Origin of the sequence: Gelatiniphilus marinus (assembly GCF_042684345.1) — a bacterium.
Taxonomy (GTDB): domain Bacteria; phylum Bacteroidota; class Bacteroidia; order Flavobacteriales; family Flavobacteriaceae; genus Gelatiniphilus; species Gelatiniphilus marinus.
The window spans coordinates 121,364-142,483 of record NZ_JBHULK010000002.1; the positions used below are offsets into that span (position 1 = coordinate 121,364).

Genomic DNA, 21,120 nt, shown 5'->3' on the forward strand with positions numbered 1-21,120 from the left:
TTTTTTTATGTATGTGGGATTTGTTATATTTATCTCCTTATTAAACTCTCAAACCAATAAGCTCTCAAGACATGAAAGGTTACTACCTGTTATTAATCGCTAGCCTCTTATTTATTACAAAAACTGCTTTCTCTCAAAACACATTTGACATTATCATCAATGCTAAAGATAGAGATAAAAAATGTAAAGCCTGTAATTACGCGTTTCGCCAAAAACCCAAAGAAGTCAGGTATTCAATTAGTAGGGAGAACAACGATCTTTTTTTTGAGATTAACGATGTAGATTGGTTCCATCTCGTGTTTAAAAACCCAAACGATGGTATCTCCTTAGATATTGTTTTAAAAGACAGGTACGATTGTGGCAACACAACTAAAAGCAAAACCCAAATAAAAGGCTTGTTGCTTAAACCCGTTTACGCCCAAGAACTAAAAAACGGTTTACTGCACCATAGCGGCAATGTATATAGGGTAAAAGTAGGTGAAGTGCCCCGTAAGCTACGCGATTACAATTTAGAGTACAATATTTTATTTATAGGTAACAATAACCTTTGCCAGTATTATGTAACTTACGATTTGGATTACTATGCTTGGGATTTGCTGGACATGGGCATGTATCTGGATCAATTAACCTATAATGTAAAACAGATAAAGGCATTTAATACCGAAAGCTATTCCATCAGGAATAAAAAATTAAAATTTATAATTCCTTTTAAAAAAAACAAAACCAATTATTCTAAAGCATTAATAAAACCTATTTATGATTCGTTAAGTTTAACAGATTTCGAAATTAAAACCCTAAAGATTAAGGCGTACTCGTCTATTGAAGGCATAACCAAACGCAATATCGAATTGCAAGAAAGGCGTGCCAATAGTATAGTTGAGGCATTGCAGGCTTATCAAAAGCCAACCATAAAAACCAATGTTTCCGCCTCGGAGAACTGGGTTGAGTTTTTCAACGATATAAAAGGCACCAAATACGAATACCTTAAGTCTCAAAACAAAAACCAAGTTAGAAAAAGCATAGCAGGGGCTGTCTCTAGAGAGATGGAGCCTATTTTAAAAAACCACAGAAAGGCCGTTGTAGAATTAGAGCTGGAAAAGAAAGAAAAAAGCAAAGGACAATCTGTAAACCGGCTTTTGGCAGAATTTAACAGGGCCATTGCCCAAGACGATATTGAAAAGGCAAAAATAATTCAAAATTCAATTTTCCAAAAGGTTAAAACAAGAGCGGCTTCTTCTGCGATTTTGCATAAAATGAAAGTGCCACAAGAAGCTAAATATGCCAAAATAATAAATAAAAACGCTGCTTACCGATATATTTTAGATAAAAAAGAAGCGCTAATTGTGCACGGCGAATTGCTCGATCTTAAAAAATTGGCACCCCGTGATATTGAATTGCAGTACAATATATTAGCAATCGAAATTATGCTTTGGCGGTATAATGCCATAGATATCCAGGAGTCTAAACTCATTAAAAAAATAAATAATTTGAAAAAAGGCGGCATACCTAAACCGCTTATTTCTAGGATGAAGGTAAATTTCCATATGGTTATTGCCGATAAGTTTATGAAAAACAGGGATTTTGATAACAAAGACAAATCGGTTGAATATGTAAATAGAAATTATAAAAAGTTCCCATTATCAGATTATGATTTTTCCAGTTTGGCCCAGTTTTACAGTATTTATGCAAATTCTAACTTAGCGGTAAAACTACTAGAAAGAAAGGCAAGAACCATTGATATTGATGAAGATTTACTGTTCTATTACCTAAACCTAACGCTAGTAAACAAGTCGCTAACCCAAGATCCAGATTACAGAACCATTATGCTTAATGCCATTAACATGAACAAAACCCGTTTTTGCAACCTGTTTAATGCCGTTGAAGATGGCGGTGTTACGTTTCAGTTATTAGAAGACGAATATATACGAGAAACCTATTGCGAGAATTGTAATGACTAAAACCGGTAAATAGCTTTGGGCGTTACACAATAATCCATTTTGATATCGCCTTCGTAAACACCTTCAATTTTGTATTCAGCTTCAAAAAGGGACAAACCAATTTTAATGGTTTCCGGTTTGCAGTTGGCCAAAAAACTATCGTAAAACCCTTTGCCGTAACCTACGCGATTTCCTTGTTTATCGAATGCTAAAAGTGGCACAAAAACCACATCAATTTTTTTGTCGTCAATTTCTATACCATCAACAGGTTCCGGAATGCCCCAAGCACTTTTCTTAATTACCGTATTATCGGTCAATAAAAAATGGATTAAAGACGTGTCTTTAAATTTACATTTAGAGATTACAATGTTTTTGTCTTTCCCCGAAAGAATGTTTAAAATATAATCGGTGTTAATTTCTTTAAATTCTTCAATCGATAAAAATATATGGTAAAAAGCATGCTCCCATATAGGCAGCTTAAGTGTTTGGTTGGCAATAGCCATACTTAAACTATCAATCTGTTTAAGCGATAAATCTTCGCGAAGCGCTTTATACTTTATACGTAATGCTGGTTTGTCCATACTTGATTAATTTGAATTGAGAGCTGCCTGTTTTAGCGTATTAATTTTTTGGTAATATGAAAAAGCGCATCACCTTGATAAACCACCGGCGATTCGTTTACGTTAATAATATACCCAGAATAATCAGCTTTAACAAAATAATTCATCTTGCCGTAGGGATCGGTTATATTACCTAACAAATCACCTTTTTCAACTTTGGCATTAATTTTAACAGACGCTTTGAACATGCCCGATAACTTAGCCCGAATCCATTTGCTTTCCTCTATAAAAACACAATCTTTTTTAGGTGTAGATACTTTAAACTTCGAGCTTAACATACCTAAATAAAACAGTATGCGCTTAGCGCCGTTAACACCTGTATTGGTTACAATATTGTCTATGTGAAACGATTTACCGCCTTCAAAAAGCAGCAAAGGCTTTCCTAATTTATTACAGACAGTTCTAAACGATTTATTTAAGTTTTTTGAGTATAAAACAAAGGGTGCGCCAAAAACCTTAGCTAAGCCACGAAGTTGTTGGTTGTGTTTTACAATGCGTAATTGAGGCGCATTAAAACGACCGGAACTGCCCGTATGGAAATCTATAATATAATCTGCATGCGGCACAATTTCTGTTATGAGTTTGTGGGCTACCCTACTGGCCAACGACCCGTTTTTTGACCCTGGGAATACCCGGTTTAAATCGCGTCCATCGGGGAATTCCCGTTTTAAATTTATAAACCCGAAAATATTGATAATGGGCATGCAAATAACAGTACCAGACTTTGGTTTGTTAATGCCTTTGGCAATAAGCTGCCTTACAATTTCAACACCATTTACTTCATCGCCATGTATGCCGGCCGTAAATAAAACCGTTGGCCCGGGTTTTTTTGAGCGTTCTATAATAATGGGCACATTAATTGCCGATGCCGTGTGTAGGTTAGCAACATCAAAATTTACTTCTTTGCGTTCTCCCAGTTTTATTTGTTCGCCTAAAATGTTAAGTATATTGGTTTCGGTATTCATAAATTAAATATCTATTATTAAAACAAATTAGCGTCTGTTTCGTTCAATAAAAGTTATAATAGATTTGGCAATGTTGCGTCCGGTAGCGCCTTCAATACCCTCTAAACCAGGTGTTGAGTTCACTTCTAAAAGCAATGGCCCGCGTGCCGATTGCAACATATCAACCCCACAAACCGGAAGCTTTAAAGCCTTAGAGGCATTCATGGCCAATTTAAGCTCGTCGTGGTCCAGTTTTATAATATTTGCCGATCCGCCACGGTGTAAATTAGACCTAAACTCGCCTTCCTTTCCTTGGCGCTTCATCGCACCAACCACTTGTCCGTCAACCAACAACGCCCTTATATCGGCACCTTTGGCCTCTTTAATAAATTCCTGAACAATAACACGGGCCTGCAAGCCATTAAAGGCCTCTAAAACCGATTCGGCCGCATTTTTGGTTTCGGCCAATACCACACCCAAACCCTGCGTACCTTCCAGTAATTTTATAATTACCGGCGTACCTCCAACATGTTCTATAACCTCTTCCACATCGCGCGAGTAATTGGTAAAAACGGTTTTTGGCATACCAATTCCCGCTTTACTTAAGCGTTGTAAACTTCGCAGTTTATCCCTGGAGCGCTGTATGGCATCAGAGGTTACAATGGTAAACACACCCATTTCCTCAAATTGTCGCACCACGGCGCATCCATAAAAGGTTACCGAAGCACCAATTCTTGGTATTATCGCATCAACATAATCCAAATATCTGTCCTTATAATATATGGTGGGTTTTTCGCGCTCTATTATAATATCGCATTTCAAAGGATCAATCACTTCAACTTTATGCCCGCGCTTTTCGCCTTCTTCAACCAAACGTTGGGTCGAGTATAAATGCACATTTCTAGAGAGTATTACTATATTCATTCTACTTTTTTAAATTAAAGGACACATTTTCAACATCCACATCCACCAAAAATTTGCGTTTTAAAAACTGTCTCCCAATAAGCACCGGGAACTTCATGTCCTCGCGCGTGCTTAAAGTTAAGTTAATCTTGTAACACTTTCCAAAAAATATAACTTCCGACTTTATTTTATACCTATTTTCCTTAAAACCATTACTGCTTTTTACATTGGTGCGCCAAAACTCATTAAACACAATTTCGGTTTTACCAAAGTTTTTGTGCACCTCGCTGTTAAAAATACATCGCAGGCTTTCGCCCTCTTCAATAATCTCGGAGCAATGTATCGCCGATGTGTAAGCACCGGTATCAATTTTTACATCAATATTGTGCAAGCCCAGTTTCGGGAAATCTACAATATCTGTACGTCCTATAATTTTTTTGGTCATTTTTTTATTTATAATTTGGGCGTTACCTAAAGGTCGGGCTTTCCGTTTCAAGTCCTCGCTCGTGCCTCGCTGTGGGCTTTCCTCTGCAATCCCTAACGCGGGTTAGTCCGCGGTTTTCAGTGCTCAATCGTAAGTTAAAACCTTGTTTGTCATCGCAATAACTTCAATCAACTATCAACCGTCTTTTGTTATTTAAATTTTTTAAAAAGTGGCGCAAGGTAGTAAATTAGTTATTCCAAAAAACCATTTTACATTAAAAGTTTAACACATTTATATAATTGTATTTTCAGTCCTAAAAAATTAAAATAATTACCTTTGGGAAAATGAGTAAACCTACACTAGACATACAATTAAAAACCTTACCAAATGCTCCCGGTGTGTATCAATATTTTGATGCCGATGGCACCATTATTTACGTAGGAAAGGCCAAAAACCTAAAAAAAAGGGTCAGTTCCTATTTTACCAAAACACACGACAATGGCAAAACCCGAGTACTGGTAAAAAAAATAGCCAACATAAAACACATTGTGGTCGATACCGAAACCGATGCTTTATTGCTCGAAAACAACCTGATTAAAAAACACAAACCACGCTACAATGTGCTGCTGAAAGACGACAAATCGTACCCGTGGATTTGCATAAAAAAAGAGCGTTTTCCCAGAGTGTTTTCAACCCGACGCGTATTTAAAGATGGTGGCGAATATTTTGGTCCCTACACCAGCATGAAAACCGTTTCAACACTGTTGGATTTAATAAAAGGCCTCTATAATTTACGCACGTGCAGCTATCATTTATCCGAAGAAAAAATACAAGCCGGCAAATATAAAGTCTGTTTAGAATACCATTTAGGGAACTGCAAAGGCGCTTGTGAAGGTTTGGAAACCGAGGCCGAATACAACGAAAACATAAAAGCCATTCGAGAAATTTTAAAAGGAAATTTTAAAGATTCATTACAGCAATTTCGAGTGCAAATGAAACAATTTGCTAAAAAAATGCAATTTGAAGACGCTCAAAAAATAAAAGAAAAAATAGAGGTACTGGAAAATTACCAAGCAAAATCCACCATTGTAAATCCTAAAATTAGCAATGTTGATGTGTTTTCCATAATGAGCGACGAGAGTTACGGTTATATCAATTTTCTGCAACTGTCTTACGGCTCCATCATCCGGTCGCACACCTTGGAAATTAAAAAGAAATTGGACGAAACCGACCAGCAGCTTTTAGAATTGGCCATTACCGAAATACGGCAACGTTTCCATTCAAAATCAAAAGAAATTTATGTACCTTTTAAAGTGAATTTGGGCGAGGCTGTTAAAGTTACCGTGCCAAAATTGGGCGATAAAAAACACATATTGGATTTATCGTTGCGCAACGCCAAATACTTTAGAATGGAGCGTTTTAAACAAGATAAAATCGTAGATCCCGATAGGCACGTAAACCGGATTATGGCACAAATGAAAGCCGATTTACGATTATCTGAAGAACCGCGGCACATCGAGTGTTTCGATAATAGCAACATTCAAGGCACACATCCCGTGGCGGCTTGTGTGGTTTTTAAAAACGGAAAACCCAGTAAAAAAGATTACCGTCATTTTAACATAAAAACCGTTGAAGGCCCAGACGATTTCGCATCGATGGAAGAAGTGGTGTATCGGCGGTACAAACGCTTGTTGGACGAAAACCAACCCTTGCCACAGCTAATTATTATTGATGGCGGAAAAGGGCAACTCTCGTCGTCATTAAAAAGTTTGGATGCTTTAAATTTAAGAGGGAAAATAGCGATTATCGGCATTGCAAAACGTTTGGAAGAATTATTTTATCCAGACGATCCAATTCCCTTATATTTAGATAAAAAAAGCGAAACCCTAAAAATTATACAGCAACTGCGTAACGAAGCGCACCGTTTTGGTATCGAACACCATAGAAACAAACGCAGTAAAACCGCATTAAATACAGAGCTTGAAACCATTGCTGGCATTGGCGAAAAAACGGTTGTCGAGCTATTAAGGCATTTTAAATCGGCTAAACGGGTTGCCAATGCCAAATTGGACGAGTTGGAAGCTGTGGTTGGCGTGTCGCGGGCAGAGAAGGTTTATAATTATTATAATGGGAAGTAAAATTTTAAAAATAATAATTCTAGTTTTATTAGTCCAGAGTTGTGCTACATTTCAAAAAGATGTTACTAATCCAGGTTTTTTAACTGAGAGCAGTCTCGATAAATTAAATGGAAAATATGAAGCAACAAATATTAATTTTGATAGTATTAAAAAGAAACGATGGGAGCATAATAATTTCCTAAGAGAAATAGATCGAAAGCTTTTAAAAGACACATTAAAATTAGACACATTAAAAAGGTATCATTTTGAATTAAAATGCCTCAACCATAAAAGTATTAAAATTAGTTATCTGGAAAATGATAAGGTTTTTAGAGAAAGAACTTTAAAAGGAAAGTTTAAAAAAGATGGATATTTCTATCTGAAAAATAAAAACACAGGATTTTTGTTGATACCATATCTATTTGGGGCAATCGATATAAAAAGAACTCGAATAACACTATCAACGAACGAAAATTTAATTTTTGATGCTTCTAACCATAGGTCTGGTGCAGCATTATTATTCGTTTTTTTAGATGGAAGAACTTGGAAGTACAGAGATGAATATAAGAAACTGAAATAAAAAGAACGATAACAAACCTCTAAACAGCTAACGTTCGTTTGCAACGAGTGCTTACAAAAAAAATCAAACCGCCACACGTTACAAACGAGCGGTATCGTAGCAAAAAATTAAAAACACAATCAATAACTTGAATAAAAAAACAACTATATTATTTATAAACCTTGTCATTTCGACGAAAGGAGAAATCCCATAATCAATAGGCATAATGAGATGTCTCAATCGTGCCTCATTTCGACATGACAAAAAGAAACAAAACTTGAACAAAACAGCAATCATATTAGCCCTACTTCTAATCGCTTTGTTTTCCGCGAAAGCGCAAACCAAAGGCACCAAAAAGCACGATGTAAAAGTTGGTTTGGTGTTAAGTGGCGGTGGCGCAAAAGGGCTCGCACATATTGGCGTACTTAAAGTTATAGATAGTTTGGGCGTTAAAATAGACTATGTTGCCGGTACAAGTATGGGTGCAATTATTGGGGCGTTGTACGCCTCGGGGTATTCTGGAAACCAATTGGATTCCATTTTTAATGAAGTAGATTTCGATAACATTATAAGCGACGATTTACCGCGCTCTTCCAAAGCCTTTTACGAACGCAATAACTCTGAGAGATATGCCATAACCTTGCCCTTCGATAAGTTTAAAATTAAATTTCCGTCTGCACTTTCAAGAGGGCAAAATACTTACAGTTTGCTCTCTAAATTAACATTGCATGTAAGTGATATTAACGATTTTAGCAAACTGCCCATTCCGTTTTTCTGTATTGGTACAAATATTGAAACTGGCGAAGCTGTTATGCTGGATCAAGGCAACTTAACCCAATCTGTAATGGCAAGCGGCGCGTTTCCGTCCTTATTTCAACCTGTAATCATAAACAATCAAGTGTTAATCGATGGTGGAGTGGTAAACAATTACCCCATTGACGAGCTCAAAGCTAAAGGCATGGACATAATTATTGGCGTTGATGTGCAAGATGGCTTAAGTACTAGAGAAGAATTAATATCTGCCCCCGATGTGTTGCTGCAAATAAACAATTTTAGAACCATTAGCGACATGAAAAAAAAGGTTCCGAAAACCGATATTTACATTAAACCAGATATTGCAGGCTTTACGGTGGTGTCTTTTAGCGAGGGCGAAAAAATTATAAAACGGGGCATAACCGCAGCACAAGCAAAAGCCTACGCCTTAAAAGATTTGGCTAAATACGACAGCAATAAACCAAAGTTCAAGGTAAAACTGCATACACAAGATTCCATTAGGATAAATTCGGTTGCGCTTTCCGGAAACGAAAAATACACACGAGCTTATATTTTGGGAAAACTAAGGTTGAAATTGAACGAAAAAATAACGTTTAAAGACTTTTACAAAGGCGTTAACAACCTTATAGCGACCAATAATTTTGATGCGTTTCAGTACCAATTTAGCAAATCGATGTATAACGATGGGTACGATTTAAGCGCAACCGTTAAAGAAACCCATATTACTACCTTTTTAAAATTAGGACTGCATTACGATAATTTATACAAAAGCGCAGCACTGGTTAATGTTACCAAAAAAAGATTGTTTTTTGATAACGATATGGCATCTTTAGATTTGGTTTTTGGTGATAACGTGCGCTACAAATTCGAGTATTTAATCGATAAAGGATTTTATTGGAGCATAGGTTTTAGGTCGCGGTTTAATCAATTTCATAAAAACGTAAATGCCCAATTGTTTTTTGATGACAACCAAATTGCAACCACGGGGCTAAACAAAATAGATATCGATTTTCAAGACCAGACCAACCAGTTTTATTTGCAAACACTCATAAAAAAAGATTTTGCCTTTAGCATTGGCGCAGAACACAAACGTTTAGAAATAAAATCTGAAACCGTAACAACAAACAATAACGAATTCGTTTTCGAAAACACCGACTATTTTAGCGTTTTCGGCACCTTAAAACTAGATACCTTCGATAATAAATACTTTCCCAAACACGGGGTGTATTTTAATGGCGATTTGCACATGTATTTGTTAGCTTCAAATTTTAACGGAGACTTTGACGATTTCTCGATAGCCAAAGCCGATATGGGATATGCCTTTAGTGTATCAGATAAATTGGCGTTTAATTTAAAAACCAGCGGCGGTTTTAAAATAGGCGACAAATCAACCCAATCCCTAGATTTTGCCCTTGGCGGATATGGCAATAATTTTGTCAATAATTTTATGCCATTTTTAGGTTACGATTTTGTGTCTCTAACAGGAAATAGTTTCGTTAAAGCAACCTTAAGCGCCAATTACCAACTGTTTAAAAATCAATACATAACTTTTGAAGGCAATTGGGCCAATGTTGACGACGATATTTTCGATACAGGAGAGTGGTTAACGCTACCAGACTACCGCGGCTATGCATTGGGTTACGCCATAGATACCTTTATTGGGCCCATACAGGCCAAGTATAGCTATTCGCCCGAAGCCAAACAGGGCGTTTGGTTTTTTAACCTCGGGTTTTGGTTTTAAACAGGTTTTTTAAAGTCGTTGTTTTTTACGAAATTTGTAACAGTATGAATATTTTTTGGAAAGACTTATTGTTATTTCTACACTATCTCATCAAGAGAAATCCTGAGTGAGAGTGCATTGTTATTCCTGCTACCTGTGCCAAACTTGTTTCAGTAAGGCAGGAATCTTTATAAATTCATTATCTTTATTTGAGTTTTCGTTATAAAGCCTTATAGCTTTTTACTTTTTATATTCAACATTTAATATTAAAAAACATGCCTTTTTATCATAAACTGGGAAACATTCCGCATAAGCGCCACACCCAATTCAAAAAACCAAACGGCAGCTTGTATTACGAGCAGCTTTTTGGCACCATTGGGTTCGATGGCATGTCCACAAACAGCTACCACGAGCAGCGCCCCACACAGGTAAAGGAAATAAAAAAACAATACAGTGTGGCGCCAAAAATAGCGCTAAAGAACAATTTAAAATCGTATCGTCTAAAAGGCTTTCAAGTAAAACCCGAAGATGATTTTTTAAAAAGCCGAAAAACCATATTAATCAATAGCGATTGCGCCATTATTTTGGCAGCACCAAAACAATCCACACAAGATTATTTTTATAAAAACACCGATGCCGACGAGCTTATTTTCATCCACAGAGGCACCGGCAAATTACGTACCATGTTGGGAAATCTCGATTTTAAATACGGCGATTACTTGTTGGTTCCACGAGGCATTATTTACAAAATAGATTTCTATACCGAAGATAACCGACTGTTTATTGTCGAGTCCCGTCGCCCCATTTACACCCCAAAACGCTACCGCAATTGGTTCGGCCAATTATTAGAGCACTCACCATTTTGCGAGCGCGATATCCGCCAGCCTCAAGAACTGGAAACCTATAACGAAAACGGCGACTTTTTAATCAAAGTAAAAAAACAAGACGATATTATTGAAATGGTTTACGCATCGCACCCCTTCGATGTGGTGGGGTACGATGGCTATAATTACCCGTACGCCTTTTCAATTCACGATTTCGAGCCCATAACAGGGCGTATCCACCAACCACCACCGGTGCACCAAACCTTCGAAACCGATGCCTTTGTGGTGTGCAGTTTTGTACCGCGTTTGTACGATTACCATCCGCAGTCCATCCCCGCGCCATACAACCACAGCAACATCGATAGCGACGAGGTGCTGTATTACGTCGATGGCGATTTTATGAGCCGAAACGATATCGAGGCAGGCCATATCTCATTGCATCCCGCAGGTATTCCGCACGGGCCGCACCCCGGAGCCGCAGAGCGCAGTATCGGCAAAACAAAAACCGACGAGCTGGCCGTTATGGTCGATACCTTTAAACCCCTAATGGTAACCGAAGAGGCCATGAAAATAGCCGATGACGATTATCATAAATCATGGCTTGAGTAAATTGTCATTCCGAACTTGTTTCGGAATCTCATCAACCAGAATGTTCATTAAAATAATTATTCGAAGCTATTTCCCGCTTTCACTACTCGCTGTTTCGTGCCTCAACGAGCTCAAACATGCCGTTCAATCAGGGCTAAGCCTATTTGCCAAGGCAATAGCTTCATCAAAACAAAACACTCAATTACCCGAATTGAGTTTCTCCCCAAGGCTGCGTTGAGCGCAGTCGAAATGAGGAGACTAAGAGGGGCTTAGTAATGAAAAACATAAAATCAGTAAACTACGGTTTAGAAAAAATCTTTGAAGGCGCACAAGATTTCCTGCCGCTTTTAGGAACAGACTATGTAGAGATATACGTGGGCAACGCCAAACAAGCCGCGCACTTTTATAAAACCGCATTTGGGTTTCAATCTTACGCTTATAAAGGCTTGGAAACCGGCTCGAAAAACACGGTAAGCTACGTGCTAAAACAAGATAAAATACGCTTGGTTTTAACCACGCCGCTAAACAGTAAATCTAAAATAAACCACCATATTGTAAAACATGGCGATGGCGTAAAAGTTATAGCCCTTTGGGTTAACGATGCCAGAAAATCTTACCAAGAAACCACAAGCCGCGGCGCTAAACCGTATATGGAACCAACCGTTGAAAAAGACGAACACGGAGAAGTAATTCGAGCAGGTATTTACACCTACGGCGAAACCGTGCACATATTTGTAGAGCGCAAAAACTATAACGGTACGTTTTTACCGGGGTTCCGCGCATGGAAATCAGATTACAACCCAACTCCAGTGGGCTTAAAATATATCGATCACATGGTTGGAAATGTAGGTTGGGGACAAATGAATACCTGGGTAAAATGGTACGAAGACGTTATGGGCTTTGAAAACTTTTTATCGTTTGACGATAAACAAATCCATACCGAATACTCCGCACTAATGAGCAAAGTGATGAGCAATGGCAACGGCCGTATAAAATTCCCCATAAACGAACCGGCAAAAGGCAAAAAAAAATCGCAAATAGAAGAATACCTCGATTTTTACGAAGGCGCAGGTGTACAGCATATTGCTGTAGCGACAGACGATATCATCAATACCGTATCTCAATTGAGAGCGAGAGGCATTGAGTTTTTATCAACCCCACCAGAGGCCTATTACAAAGCAGTTCCTGGGCGTTTGGAAGAACACAGCCATGAATTAAAAGAAGATATTGAAACCCTAAAAAGCCTGGGCATTATGATTGATGCCGACGAAGAAGGTTATTTACTGCAAATATTTACCAAACCCGTACAAGACAGGCCAACGCTGTTTTTTGAAATTATTCAGCGTATGGGCGCACGCGGTTTTGGTGCCGGAAATTTTAAGGCGCTTTTCGAGTCTATTGAGCGCGAACAAGCACAAAGAGGCACGCTTTAAAAAGGATGCTATTAAATTATTGTTGATTAGCTAAATGAACTGTGTTTTTATTTCTAAACCAAAATAGCGATTAGTACGGAAACAGAAAACCAAAATAACACACTGTAGGCTCCATAGTGCAGCTTGGGCCAATATCCATAAAAAACAATTTTAAAAGAGTACAAAAGGCCTAAAACAAAAAAGCATCCCAATCTTCTTCGCAGAAAAAAGGAAAGCTTCTCATTGGAATACCAAATTAACTTTGGTATAACTACGTCCCAAATTATCTTTGGGAACAACACAACGTCTTCCAAATACAAAAAAAGCCCTAATTTCTCAGAGCTTTTTTTTGCTCCCGATGCTTTTCGGGATTTAGCGGTCTGGACGGGACTCGAACCCGCGACCTTCGCCGTGACAGGGCGACATTCTAACCAACTGAACTACCAGACCGTTGCATTATTGCGGTTGCAAATATACACGCCTTTTTTTATATCTCAAATCTTTTTTGAGTTTTTTTAAAAATATTTACAAAAAAACACCGTGTTAAAATTAATAAACAAATGATACTTTTATAAGTGCTTGTTTTATAGCTAATTAGTTATTGTTTTTGGTTAGTAAAGCGGGTAGGGAAAATGCTTGGGTTTTTAAGCAAATTTTTGACGTTCCAACATATAGGTGGTTAGCACATCATTAAAATGGTTGTTTATGTCTGCTTCAACATATTTAATTTTGTACTGTGCACATTTTAAGCGTAAAGCCTCAAAATAGTTGCTTACGGCTTTCTGGTAATTGTCTTTAATAGAATCGGCATATAAATTAATGTGCTCTCCAGTTTCTAAATCAATAAACCGCTTAGGCTTGTTGCTAAAATCGAACTTCAGTTCTTTGTCTTTATCAATCACATGAAATAAAATAACCTCGTGTTTGTTATATTTTAAATGGCGTAAGGCTTCAAATAGTTTAGTGTCGTCTTCAGAAGTTTGAAACATATCGGTAAACAAAAAAATCATTGAACGCCTATGTATTTTTTCAGCAATTAAATGTAAATGCTTGTAGGTTTCGGTAGTCTTGTGTAAAGATTTAGAAACAGCAACATTGCTAAGTTGGTTTAACAACATCTGGTGGTGGCGTTCGCTTCCTTTTTCTGGGGCATAAAAATCGTAATTATCGCTATAAATACTTAAGCCCACAGCATCGCGTTGTTTTTTTAGCATATGCATTAACGCTGCCGAAGCCAAGGCAGAAAACCCTATTTTATTGAGATTATCTATTGAAAAGCTATCCATTTCAGGATAATGCATCGAGCTGCTATTATCTACAATAATGTGGCAGCGCAAATTGGTTTCGTCATCGTAGCGTTTGGTGTATAATTTGTCGGTTTTTGCGAATAGTTTCCAATCAATATGCCTTGTGCTTTCGCCTTGGTTGTAAATTTTATGTTCGGCAAATTCTGCCGAAAATCCATGAAACGGACTTTTATGCATGCCTGCAATAAAGCCTTCTACCACTTGTTTTGCTAGTAATTCCAGGTTTTTAAAACTACTGGCTTTATTAAGTTCGTGCTGTAAATCCATTTTTAAGATGTTAGACCGCTTCGCTGTTAGAGTCAAGAAACAAGACTAAAAAAACTCAAAATTCTTCTTTTTCTCTTCTCTATCTTCTATTTTCTAAATAACCGCATCAACTATCCCATAAGCAACCGATTCTTCAGCACCCATCCAATAATCGCGATTAAAATCCTTCATTATTTTATCAAACGCCTGTCCGCAATTATCAGCTAAAATTTGTGCTCCAAGTTCTTTGGTTTTAATAATTTCCTTGGCTTGAATTTCTATGTTCGAAGCCTGTCCACGCGCACCACCACTTGGTTGATGTATCATTACACGCGCATGTGGCTGTATAAAACGTTTGCCTTTTTCGCCGGCCGACAGTAAAATAGACCCCATAGATGCCGCCAAACCAGTACATATTGTTGAAACCTCGCTGTTTAAAGATTTCATACAATCATAAATAGCAAAACCAGAGGTTACATAACCACCGGGGCTATTAATGTATAAATGGATATCCTTAGTTTCCAAAGCATCCAAATACAACAGTCTGTCTATCACGTGTTTAGCAGAATCGTCGTCAACCTGTCCCCATAAAAAAACTTTGCGTGCTTCAATTAATTTGCTGTCTATTGCATCCTGGACTTTGTTTTTGCTCATAATTTTTATTTTTTTCCTAAAATAAAAAAAGGTTTGCCATAAATGGCAAACCTTTTCATTTTTCTTTTAAATTATATGTTATAAAAGCGCATCAATAGCTTCAGTATAAGCATTCTTTGGTGCTACACCAACCTGTCTTCCAACAACTTCCCCGTTTTGAAAAACCAAAACAGTTGGTATGTTGCGCACACCGTATTTTGCAGCAAACTCTTGATTTGCATCAACATCTACTTTACCCACAACAGCTTTACCATCGTACTCGCCGCTAATTTCCTCAATAATTGGACCCACCATTCTGCATGGTCCGCACCAAGCTGCCCAAAAGTCAACCAATACAGGCTTATCGCTCTTTAAAACTGTTTCTTCAAACGTTGCATCTGTTATTTCTAATGCCATAATTTTATATTTTAATCTGGTTTATTTTTTAATTTATTTACAAATTTAGTCAAAAAAAATTCTAAAGCTTACAAACCAACAATTTGTTTTACTTATAACTATATTGGCTAATGTTATTTCTGTTTTTTTTAGGGCGCAACCACTCCCGATACTTCGGGAGGTCGGGCTATCCGCTATATCTTTTTTGTGCTCAATTTAATTTAGTATTTCATTAAAATTATCCAAATATTTTTAACCTCAACATCAGTTAAACAAATGGTTTAGCACAAAAAAGGATGCCGCTTCTATCCCTTGCGCAATGCAGAACTCCATATGGCACTTGAATTTAGCAACCGTAAAGTTGCATATTAATCAAAAAAACAAACAATTATGAATGATGTCATTAAAAAAGAAACCATGCTAAATCACAATATCGATGTGGTTTGGAGTGCCATTACAAAAGCCGAAGAAATCTCAAGTTGGTTTATTCCGGCCGATTTTAAAGCTGAACCCAGATACCAATATACCTTTACCTCGCCGTCCAACAAAAAGGGTTGCGCCACAATTAGTGGCGCAAGTAAAAAAAGCAAACCCGTACGTGCTAGATTACACATTGATAGTAGGCGGTAGCTACGTTGAAACCACCGTTAAATGGAAACTTGAAGCTACAAAGCTAACTTTAAAGCATTCCAATATTTCTAATTACCCAGGCGCAACCGCCATTTCCATGTTCGAAAGTTTTAACGGTGGTCGGGATAATTGCATTTCTGGTTTTGCAAGCTATTTAAAAGAAGAAGTTAATGCAGGATAAAATCACCAAACTTTTTAAAGCCATAGCAGATCCAACAAGGCGTGAAATTTTACATGCCTTGGTTTTTGCTAACTCAGTATTGTCTATTACTCAAATTTCAAAATCAATTTAAAATAACACGCCAAGGTGTTACCAAACATATCAAAACATTAAAAGCTGTTGGGTTGGTTAATATAGATGCCCAAGGGCGCGAACGTTTCTGTAATGCAAACCCTAAACCGCTTGAGGAAATAAGCCAATGGCTCGAGTTTTACGAGCAATTCTGGGATGATAAACTGGGTAATTTAGGTAATTATTTTGATAATAAAACTTAAATGTGTTTCTGTTTTTCTTTTAATATTAGGCTATCTTAAACACGCAAGCCTCATGCTTGGTTCTGCAGTTAAAATATCTTCTAAAGCTTATTAACAAAAATTTGTTTGGCCTATAGCCTTGTGGCCTAAGGTTTTATATGTTTTTTTAAACAACAAACCATATGCTGTATTGCTAAGATAATGCAAAAGGCAATAATATCTTTTTCGGTAATCTTTTTTATTAATATTTAATGGTTTTGAACATCATAAAAAATGCGTTTTAAACATCAGTAAATCAGTTTTTTAATCTAATTTTACGGGCGCTGGATTTAAACTTGAAAAACAGAGAAAAACAGAATTGAAAATGTAATAAATTAATTTCGTAGCCTTTTTTAAGGGTACTGTACATTATTTGTACAAATTATTAAACAACAAGAGTATTTTTATTAATATAGAATTAAAGCGTATTTTTTGTAATAACATGAATAAACTTAACAAATACAGTAGAAGGTTAACACAAGACGAATCGCAACCGGCATCACAGGCCATGTTATATGCGGTTGGTCTAACAGATGAAGATATGCATAAAGCCCAAGTGGGCATTGCAAGCACCGGGTACGATGGTAACCCATGCAATATGCACCTAAACAATTTGGCGGCTGAAGTAAAAATTGAAGCTAAAATAGCAGGATTGGTTGGCTTAGGGTTTAATACCATAGGCGTTAGCGATGGCATTTCAATGGGAACTCCCGGTATGAACTATTCGTTGGTATCTCGTGATGTTATTTCAGATTCCATAGAAACCGTTATGAATGCACAAAGTTACGATGCATTGGTCTCTGTTGTTGGATGCGATAAAAATATGCCGGGTGCTGTTATTGCGATGTTACGTTTAAACCGTCCTTCAATTATGATGTATGGCGGCACCATAGCTTCTGGAAATTATAAAGGAAAAAAACTAAATATCGTTTCGGCTTTTGAGGCTTTAGGGCAAAAAGTAGCAGGCGAAATAGATGAAGAAGAATACAGGGAAATCATAAAAAGAGCTATCCCAGGTGCTGGAGCCTGTGGTGGCATGTACACCGCAAACACCATGGCTTCGGCCATAGAGTGTATGGGCTTTTCTCTGCCATACAATTCTTCTATTCCGGCAGAAAACCCAAATAAATTGTCGGAAAGCGAAAGAACAGCAAGAGCTATTAAAAATCTATTGGAATTAGACCTAAAACCATTAGATATAATTTCTAAAAAATCTATTGAAAACGCCATTGCTCTTGTAAATGCATTAGGAGGCTCAACCAATGCGGTACTACACTTTTTAGCCATTGCACATGCGGCAGATATAGATTTTACGCTTGAAGATTTTCAGCGTGTTAGCGACAGAACACCCTTAATTGCCGACTTAAAACCTTCTGGAAAATACCTTATGGAAGACGTTCACGGTATTGGGGGTACACCAGCTGTAATGAAGTATTTACTCGATAACGGTTATTTGCATGGCGACTGCCTAACTGTTACCGGAAAAACCCTGGCCGAAAACTTAAAAGATGTAGAGCCCCTTACTTTTGAAGACGAGCAAGATGTAATCTATCCCAAAGATAAAGCATTAAAATCTTCAGGGAATATTCAAATCCTCCACGGAAACCTAGCTACTGAAGGTGCCGTGGCCAAAATATCAGGAAACGAAGGCTTGCTGTTTGAAGGTAAAGCTGTGGTTTACGATAGCGAACAAGCCGCAAACACAGGTATTTCAAACGGTGAAGTTGAAAAAGGAGACGTTGTCGTTATTCGTTACGTAGGTCCAAAAGGTGGTCCCGGTATGCCAGAAATGCTAAAGCCAACATCTTTGATAATGGGCGCAGGCTTAGGAAAATCTGTAGCTTTAATTACAGATGGCCGTTTTTCTGGCGGTACACACGGCTTTGTGGTTGGGCACATAACACCAGAAGCTCAATCTGGTGGGAATATTGGACTTATTAAAACAGGAGATAAAATAAGGATTAGTGCAGAAGATAACTCGATTAACGTCTTGCTTTCAGATGAAGAACTGGCGCAAAGAAAAGCCAACTGGAAAGCCCCAAAACTCAAGCACAACAAAGGAATATTATATAAATACGCAAAAACAGTAGCATCGGCATCTAAAGGCTGTGTAACGGATGCGTTTTAAAAACAATTTATATTTCCGTGAAAACGGAAGTCTTATTAATCGTAATTTATGGAAACAAAAACCATGACAAAAGCAAAGTATTTAGAGCAAGCAAGCGAGCGCATTACAGGTTGCGAGGCTATAGTAAGAAGTTTAATAGCAGAAGGTGTAGATATTCTTTACGGATATCCAGGAGGCGCCATTATGCCTGTTTACGACGAGTTGTTTAAATACAGAAACGAAATCCATCACGTTTTAACGCGCCACGAACAAGGTGCTGCCCACGCCGCCCAAGGTTACGCCAGAATTTCCGGTCGTGTTGGAGTGGCCATGGCTACTTCTGGCCCGGGAGCAACAAATTTAATTACCGGTATTGCCGATGCGCAAATAGATTCTACTCCCTTGGTTTGTATTACAGGGCAAGTGCCCTCGCATCTATTAGGTAGCGATGCATTTCAAGAAACCGATATTGTTGGTATCTCTACTCCGGTTACCAAATGGAACCATCAGGTAACCAAAGCATCAGAGATTCCTGAGGTTTTAGCTAAAGCTTTTTACATTGCTAAAAGCGGAAGGCCAGGGCCAGTACTAATCGATATTACAAAAGATGCCCAATTTGGAGAGCTTGATTTTACTTACGAAAAATGTACAGGAGTACGCAGCTATAATCCCGTACCAAAAACAAGTCTGGAATCTGTGGAAGCAGCTGCAGCATTAATTAATGCCGCTAAAAAGCCAATGATAGTATGGGGCCAAGGTGTAATTTTAGGACAGGCCGAGGCAGAATTAAAAGCTGTTATAGAAAAAGCAGGTATTCCTGCGGCTTGGACCATTATGGGGGCTTCGGCATTGCCAACGTCGCACCCATTAAATGTTGGTATGGTTGGTATGCACGGTAATTATGCCCCAAACAAGTTAACAAACGAATGCGATCTACTAATCGCTATCGGGATGCGTTTTGACGATCGCGTAACAGGAGATCTAAGCACCTATGCCAAACAAGCTAAAGTAGTTCATTTTGAAATAGACCCAGCTGAAGTTAATAAAAATGTGTACGCAGATGTGGCCGTTTTGGGCAACTCTAAAGAGAGTTTAGCTGCATTACTGCCATTATTAAAACAAAACTCCCATAAGTCTTGGCTTCAAGAATTTAAAGATTTATATACCATTGAATACGATAAAGTTATAAACAAAGACCTTAACCCAACCAAAGAAGGCTTAACAATGGGCGAGGTTTTAAAAGAGATAAACATACAAAGCAAGGGTAACGCCGCTATTGTTTCAGATGTTGGCCAGCATCAAATGATAGCTTGTCGCTACTCAGAATTCAATAAATCAAAAAGTAACATCACATCGGGCGGTTTAGGTACTATGGGCTTTGCGCTACCAGCAGCCATAGGCGCAAAAATGGCAGCGCCAGAACGCGAGGTTGTTGCTATTATTGGCGATGGTGGTTTTCAAATGAACATCCAAGAACTGGGAACTATTTTTCAGCAAAAAGCAGCAGTTAAAATAGTTGTGTTAAATAACGAGTTTTTAGGTATGGTACGCCAGTGGCAACAGTTGTTTTTCGATAAACGCTATGCTTCTACCGAAATGACAAACCCAAATTTTATAGCCATTGCAGAAGGCTATTACATTAAAGCCAGAAAAGTTGTTAAGCGCGAAGAACTGGCTGAAGCTGTTAAAGAAATGATAGCATCAAAAGAATCCTATTTCTTAGAGGTTTGTGTAGAAAAAGAAGACAACGTGTTTCCTATGATTCCCTCAGGAGCATCGGTTTCAGATATCCGTTTAAGCTAATTTTGAATACTAAAAATAAAAATAGAACAAAGAAAAAAGTTGAATGTAAAAAAAAGAGGCTAACTAAATCATTTGGCAATCTTTTCTCTCTCATATTTTTTCTAATATCTTTTTAAAAATGAACGACGACATAAAAACATTTACATTTTCAATTTACACTGAAAACACCATCGGTTTATTAAATCGTATATCTGCCATCTTTCAGCGCAGACACATCAATATAGAAAGCCTAACAACTTCACAATCAGAGATTGAAGGCGTAAACCGTTTTGTAATTGTGGTTAATATCACAGAAACCCAAGCCAAAAAAATAAGCGGACAGTTCGAGAAGCAGGTTGAAGTGATTCGCGCCTACTACCATACCGAGGAAGAAACCATCTACCAAGAATCGGGCATGTTTAAAATTAAGTCGGACCTGTTGTTTGAAGAACCCCAGATCCAGAACATAATCAAAGAAAGCAACTCCAGGATTGTAACCGTAAACAAAGCCTTTTTTGTACTAGAAAAATCTGGAAGAAGGCAAGAAATCGAGTTGTTGCGACGCGAATTAAACGCTTTTGGTATTATGCAGTTTGTGCGTTCTGGCCGCATAGCCGTAACCAAAGAAGAAATGAAAATAACCGAAATGCTTAAAGCATTCAATAACTAATAATAACATAATAA

The 21,120-nt window shown here is 37.7% G+C and carries 19 protein-coding genes and 1 tRNA gene; 12 read left to right on the forward strand and 8 right to left on the reverse strand.

Annotated features, from left to right (window positions below):
- Positions 1–71: 71 nt before the first annotated feature.
- Positions 72–1,958 carry a hypothetical protein gene (locus ACFSQS_RS05690; protein WP_388015467.1) on the forward strand — a complete coding sequence of 629 codons (1,887 nt, stop codon included), beginning with the start codon at positions 72–74 and terminating at the stop codon, positions 1,956–1,958.
- Here the strand turns inward: ACFSQS_RS05690 and ACFSQS_RS05695 are convergent.
- Genes ACFSQS_RS05695 through ACFSQS_RS05710 form a run of 4 tightly spaced genes read right to left on the reverse strand, consistent with a single transcriptional unit; the run spans position 1,955 to position 4,849 of the window.
- Positions 1,955–2,518 carry a 5-formyltetrahydrofolate cyclo-ligase gene (locus ACFSQS_RS05695; RefSeq protein WP_388015469.1) on the reverse strand — a complete coding sequence of 188 codons (564 nt, stop codon included), beginning with the start codon at positions 2,516–2,518 and terminating at the stop codon, positions 1,955–1,957. The genes ACFSQS_RS05690 and ACFSQS_RS05695 overlap by 4 nt on opposite strands.
- 32 nt (positions 2,519–2,550) lie before the next feature.
- Positions 2,551–3,522 carry a succinylglutamate desuccinylase/aspartoacylase family protein gene (locus ACFSQS_RS05700; RefSeq protein WP_388015472.1) on the reverse strand — a complete coding sequence of 324 codons (972 nt, stop codon included), beginning with the start codon at positions 3,520–3,522 and terminating at the stop codon, positions 2,551–2,553.
- Positions 3,523–3,549: 27 nt separating this feature from the next.
- The gene (rimK, locus tag ACFSQS_RS05705; protein ID WP_388015475.1) at positions 3,550–4,425 is read right to left on the reverse strand and encodes a 30S ribosomal protein S6--L-glutamate ligase; all 876 of its coding nucleotides are present in this window, start codon (positions 4,423–4,425) and stop codon (positions 3,550–3,552) included.
- 1 nt (position 4,426) lies between these two features.
- Positions 4,427–4,849 carry an ATP-dependent zinc protease family protein gene (locus ACFSQS_RS05710; protein ID WP_388015478.1) on the reverse strand — a complete coding sequence of 141 codons (423 nt, stop codon included), beginning with the start codon at positions 4,847–4,849 and terminating at the stop codon, positions 4,427–4,429.
- A gap of 323 nt (positions 4,850–5,172) precedes the next feature.
- Here ACFSQS_RS05710 and uvrC point away from each other — a divergent pair, with 323 nt between their 5' ends.
- From uvrC to hppD, 5 genes are all read left to right on the forward strand, one after another.
- Positions 5,173–6,966, forward strand: a complete 1,794-nt coding sequence (gene uvrC, locus ACFSQS_RS05715) for an excinuclease ABC subunit UvrC (RefSeq protein WP_388015481.1) — start codon at positions 5,173–5,175, stop codon at positions 6,964–6,966.
- A complete protein-coding gene (locus ACFSQS_RS05720; RefSeq protein WP_311936875.1) occupies positions 6,956–7,525 on the forward strand; it encodes a hypothetical protein in 570 nt (189 codons plus the stop codon). The genes uvrC and ACFSQS_RS05720 overlap by 11 nt, the downstream gene beginning before the upstream one ends.
- Positions 7,526–7,781: 256 nt before the next feature.
- Positions 7,782–10,019, forward strand: coding sequence for a patatin-like phospholipase family protein (locus ACFSQS_RS05725; protein WP_388015485.1), 2,238 nt, complete (start codon positions 7,782–7,784; stop codon positions 10,017–10,019).
- 254 nt (positions 10,020–10,273) lie between these two features.
- Entirely contained in the window at positions 10,274–11,431 is a 1,158-nt protein-coding gene (locus ACFSQS_RS05730) for a homogentisate 1,2-dioxygenase (protein WP_388015488.1), read from the forward strand.
- Positions 11,432–11,685: 254 nt separating this feature from the next.
- Entirely contained in the window at positions 11,686–12,843 is a 1,158-nt protein-coding gene (hppD, locus tag ACFSQS_RS05735; protein ID WP_388015491.1) for a 4-hydroxyphenylpyruvate dioxygenase, read from the forward strand.
- Between the two features lie 355 nt (positions 12,844–13,198).
- Here hppD and ACFSQS_RS05740 read toward each other — a convergent pair.
- The 4 genes from ACFSQS_RS05740 to trxA all read right to left on the reverse strand — a co-directional run bounded on the left by ACFSQS_RS05740 (position 13,199) and on the right by trxA (position 15,425).
- Positions 13,199–13,272 (reverse strand) — tRNA-Asp (locus tag ACFSQS_RS05740).
- 194 nt (positions 13,273–13,466) lie between these two features.
- Entirely contained in the window at positions 13,467–14,396 is a 930-nt protein-coding gene (locus tag ACFSQS_RS05745; protein ID WP_388015494.1) for a DUF58 domain-containing protein, read from the reverse strand.
- A 93-nt stretch (positions 14,397–14,489) separates the two neighbouring features.
- Positions 14,490–15,029: a ClpP family protease gene (locus tag ACFSQS_RS05750; RefSeq protein WP_388015497.1), complete on the reverse strand. Its 540-nt coding sequence runs from the start codon at positions 15,027–15,029 to the stop codon at positions 14,490–14,492.
- Positions 15,030–15,107: 78 nt separating this feature from the next.
- Positions 15,108–15,425, reverse strand: coding sequence for a thioredoxin (gene trxA, locus ACFSQS_RS05755; RefSeq protein WP_099564750.1), 318 nt, complete (start codon positions 15,423–15,425; stop codon positions 15,108–15,110).
- Between the two features lie 369 nt (positions 15,426–15,794).
- On the opposite strand from trxA, the gene ACFSQS_RS05760 reads away from it, so the two are divergent.
- From ACFSQS_RS05760 to ilvN, 6 genes are all read left to right on the forward strand, one after another.
- Positions 15,795–16,034, forward strand: coding sequence for an SRPBCC family protein (locus tag ACFSQS_RS05760; protein WP_388015501.1), 240 nt, complete (start codon positions 15,795–15,797; stop codon positions 16,032–16,034).
- Positions 16,003–16,215, forward strand: a complete 213-nt coding sequence (locus tag ACFSQS_RS05765; protein ID WP_388015504.1) for a hypothetical protein — start codon at positions 16,003–16,005, stop codon at positions 16,213–16,215. Before ACFSQS_RS05760 ends, ACFSQS_RS05765 begins: the two co-directional genes overlap by 32 nt.
- 41 nt (positions 16,216–16,256) lie before the next feature.
- Positions 16,257–16,529 carry an ArsR/SmtB family transcription factor gene (locus ACFSQS_RS05770; protein ID WP_388015506.1) on the forward strand — a complete coding sequence of 91 codons (273 nt, stop codon included), beginning with the start codon at positions 16,257–16,259 and terminating at the stop codon, positions 16,527–16,529.
- 460 nt (positions 16,530–16,989) lie between these two features.
- Positions 16,990–18,675: a dihydroxy-acid dehydratase gene (ilvD, locus tag ACFSQS_RS05775; protein ID WP_388015509.1), complete on the forward strand. Its 1,686-nt coding sequence runs from the start codon at positions 16,990–16,992 to the stop codon at positions 18,673–18,675.
- Between the two features lie 48 nt (positions 18,676–18,723).
- Positions 18,724–20,457: a biosynthetic-type acetolactate synthase large subunit gene (gene ilvB, locus ACFSQS_RS05780; RefSeq protein WP_388015512.1), complete on the forward strand. Its 1,734-nt coding sequence runs from the start codon at positions 18,724–18,726 to the stop codon at positions 20,455–20,457.
- Positions 20,458–20,575: 118 nt separating this feature from the next.
- Entirely contained in the window at positions 20,576–21,106 is a 531-nt protein-coding gene (gene ilvN, locus ACFSQS_RS05785) for an acetolactate synthase small subunit (RefSeq protein ID WP_388015515.1), read from the forward strand.
- Positions 21,107–21,120 lie beyond the last annotated feature (14 nt).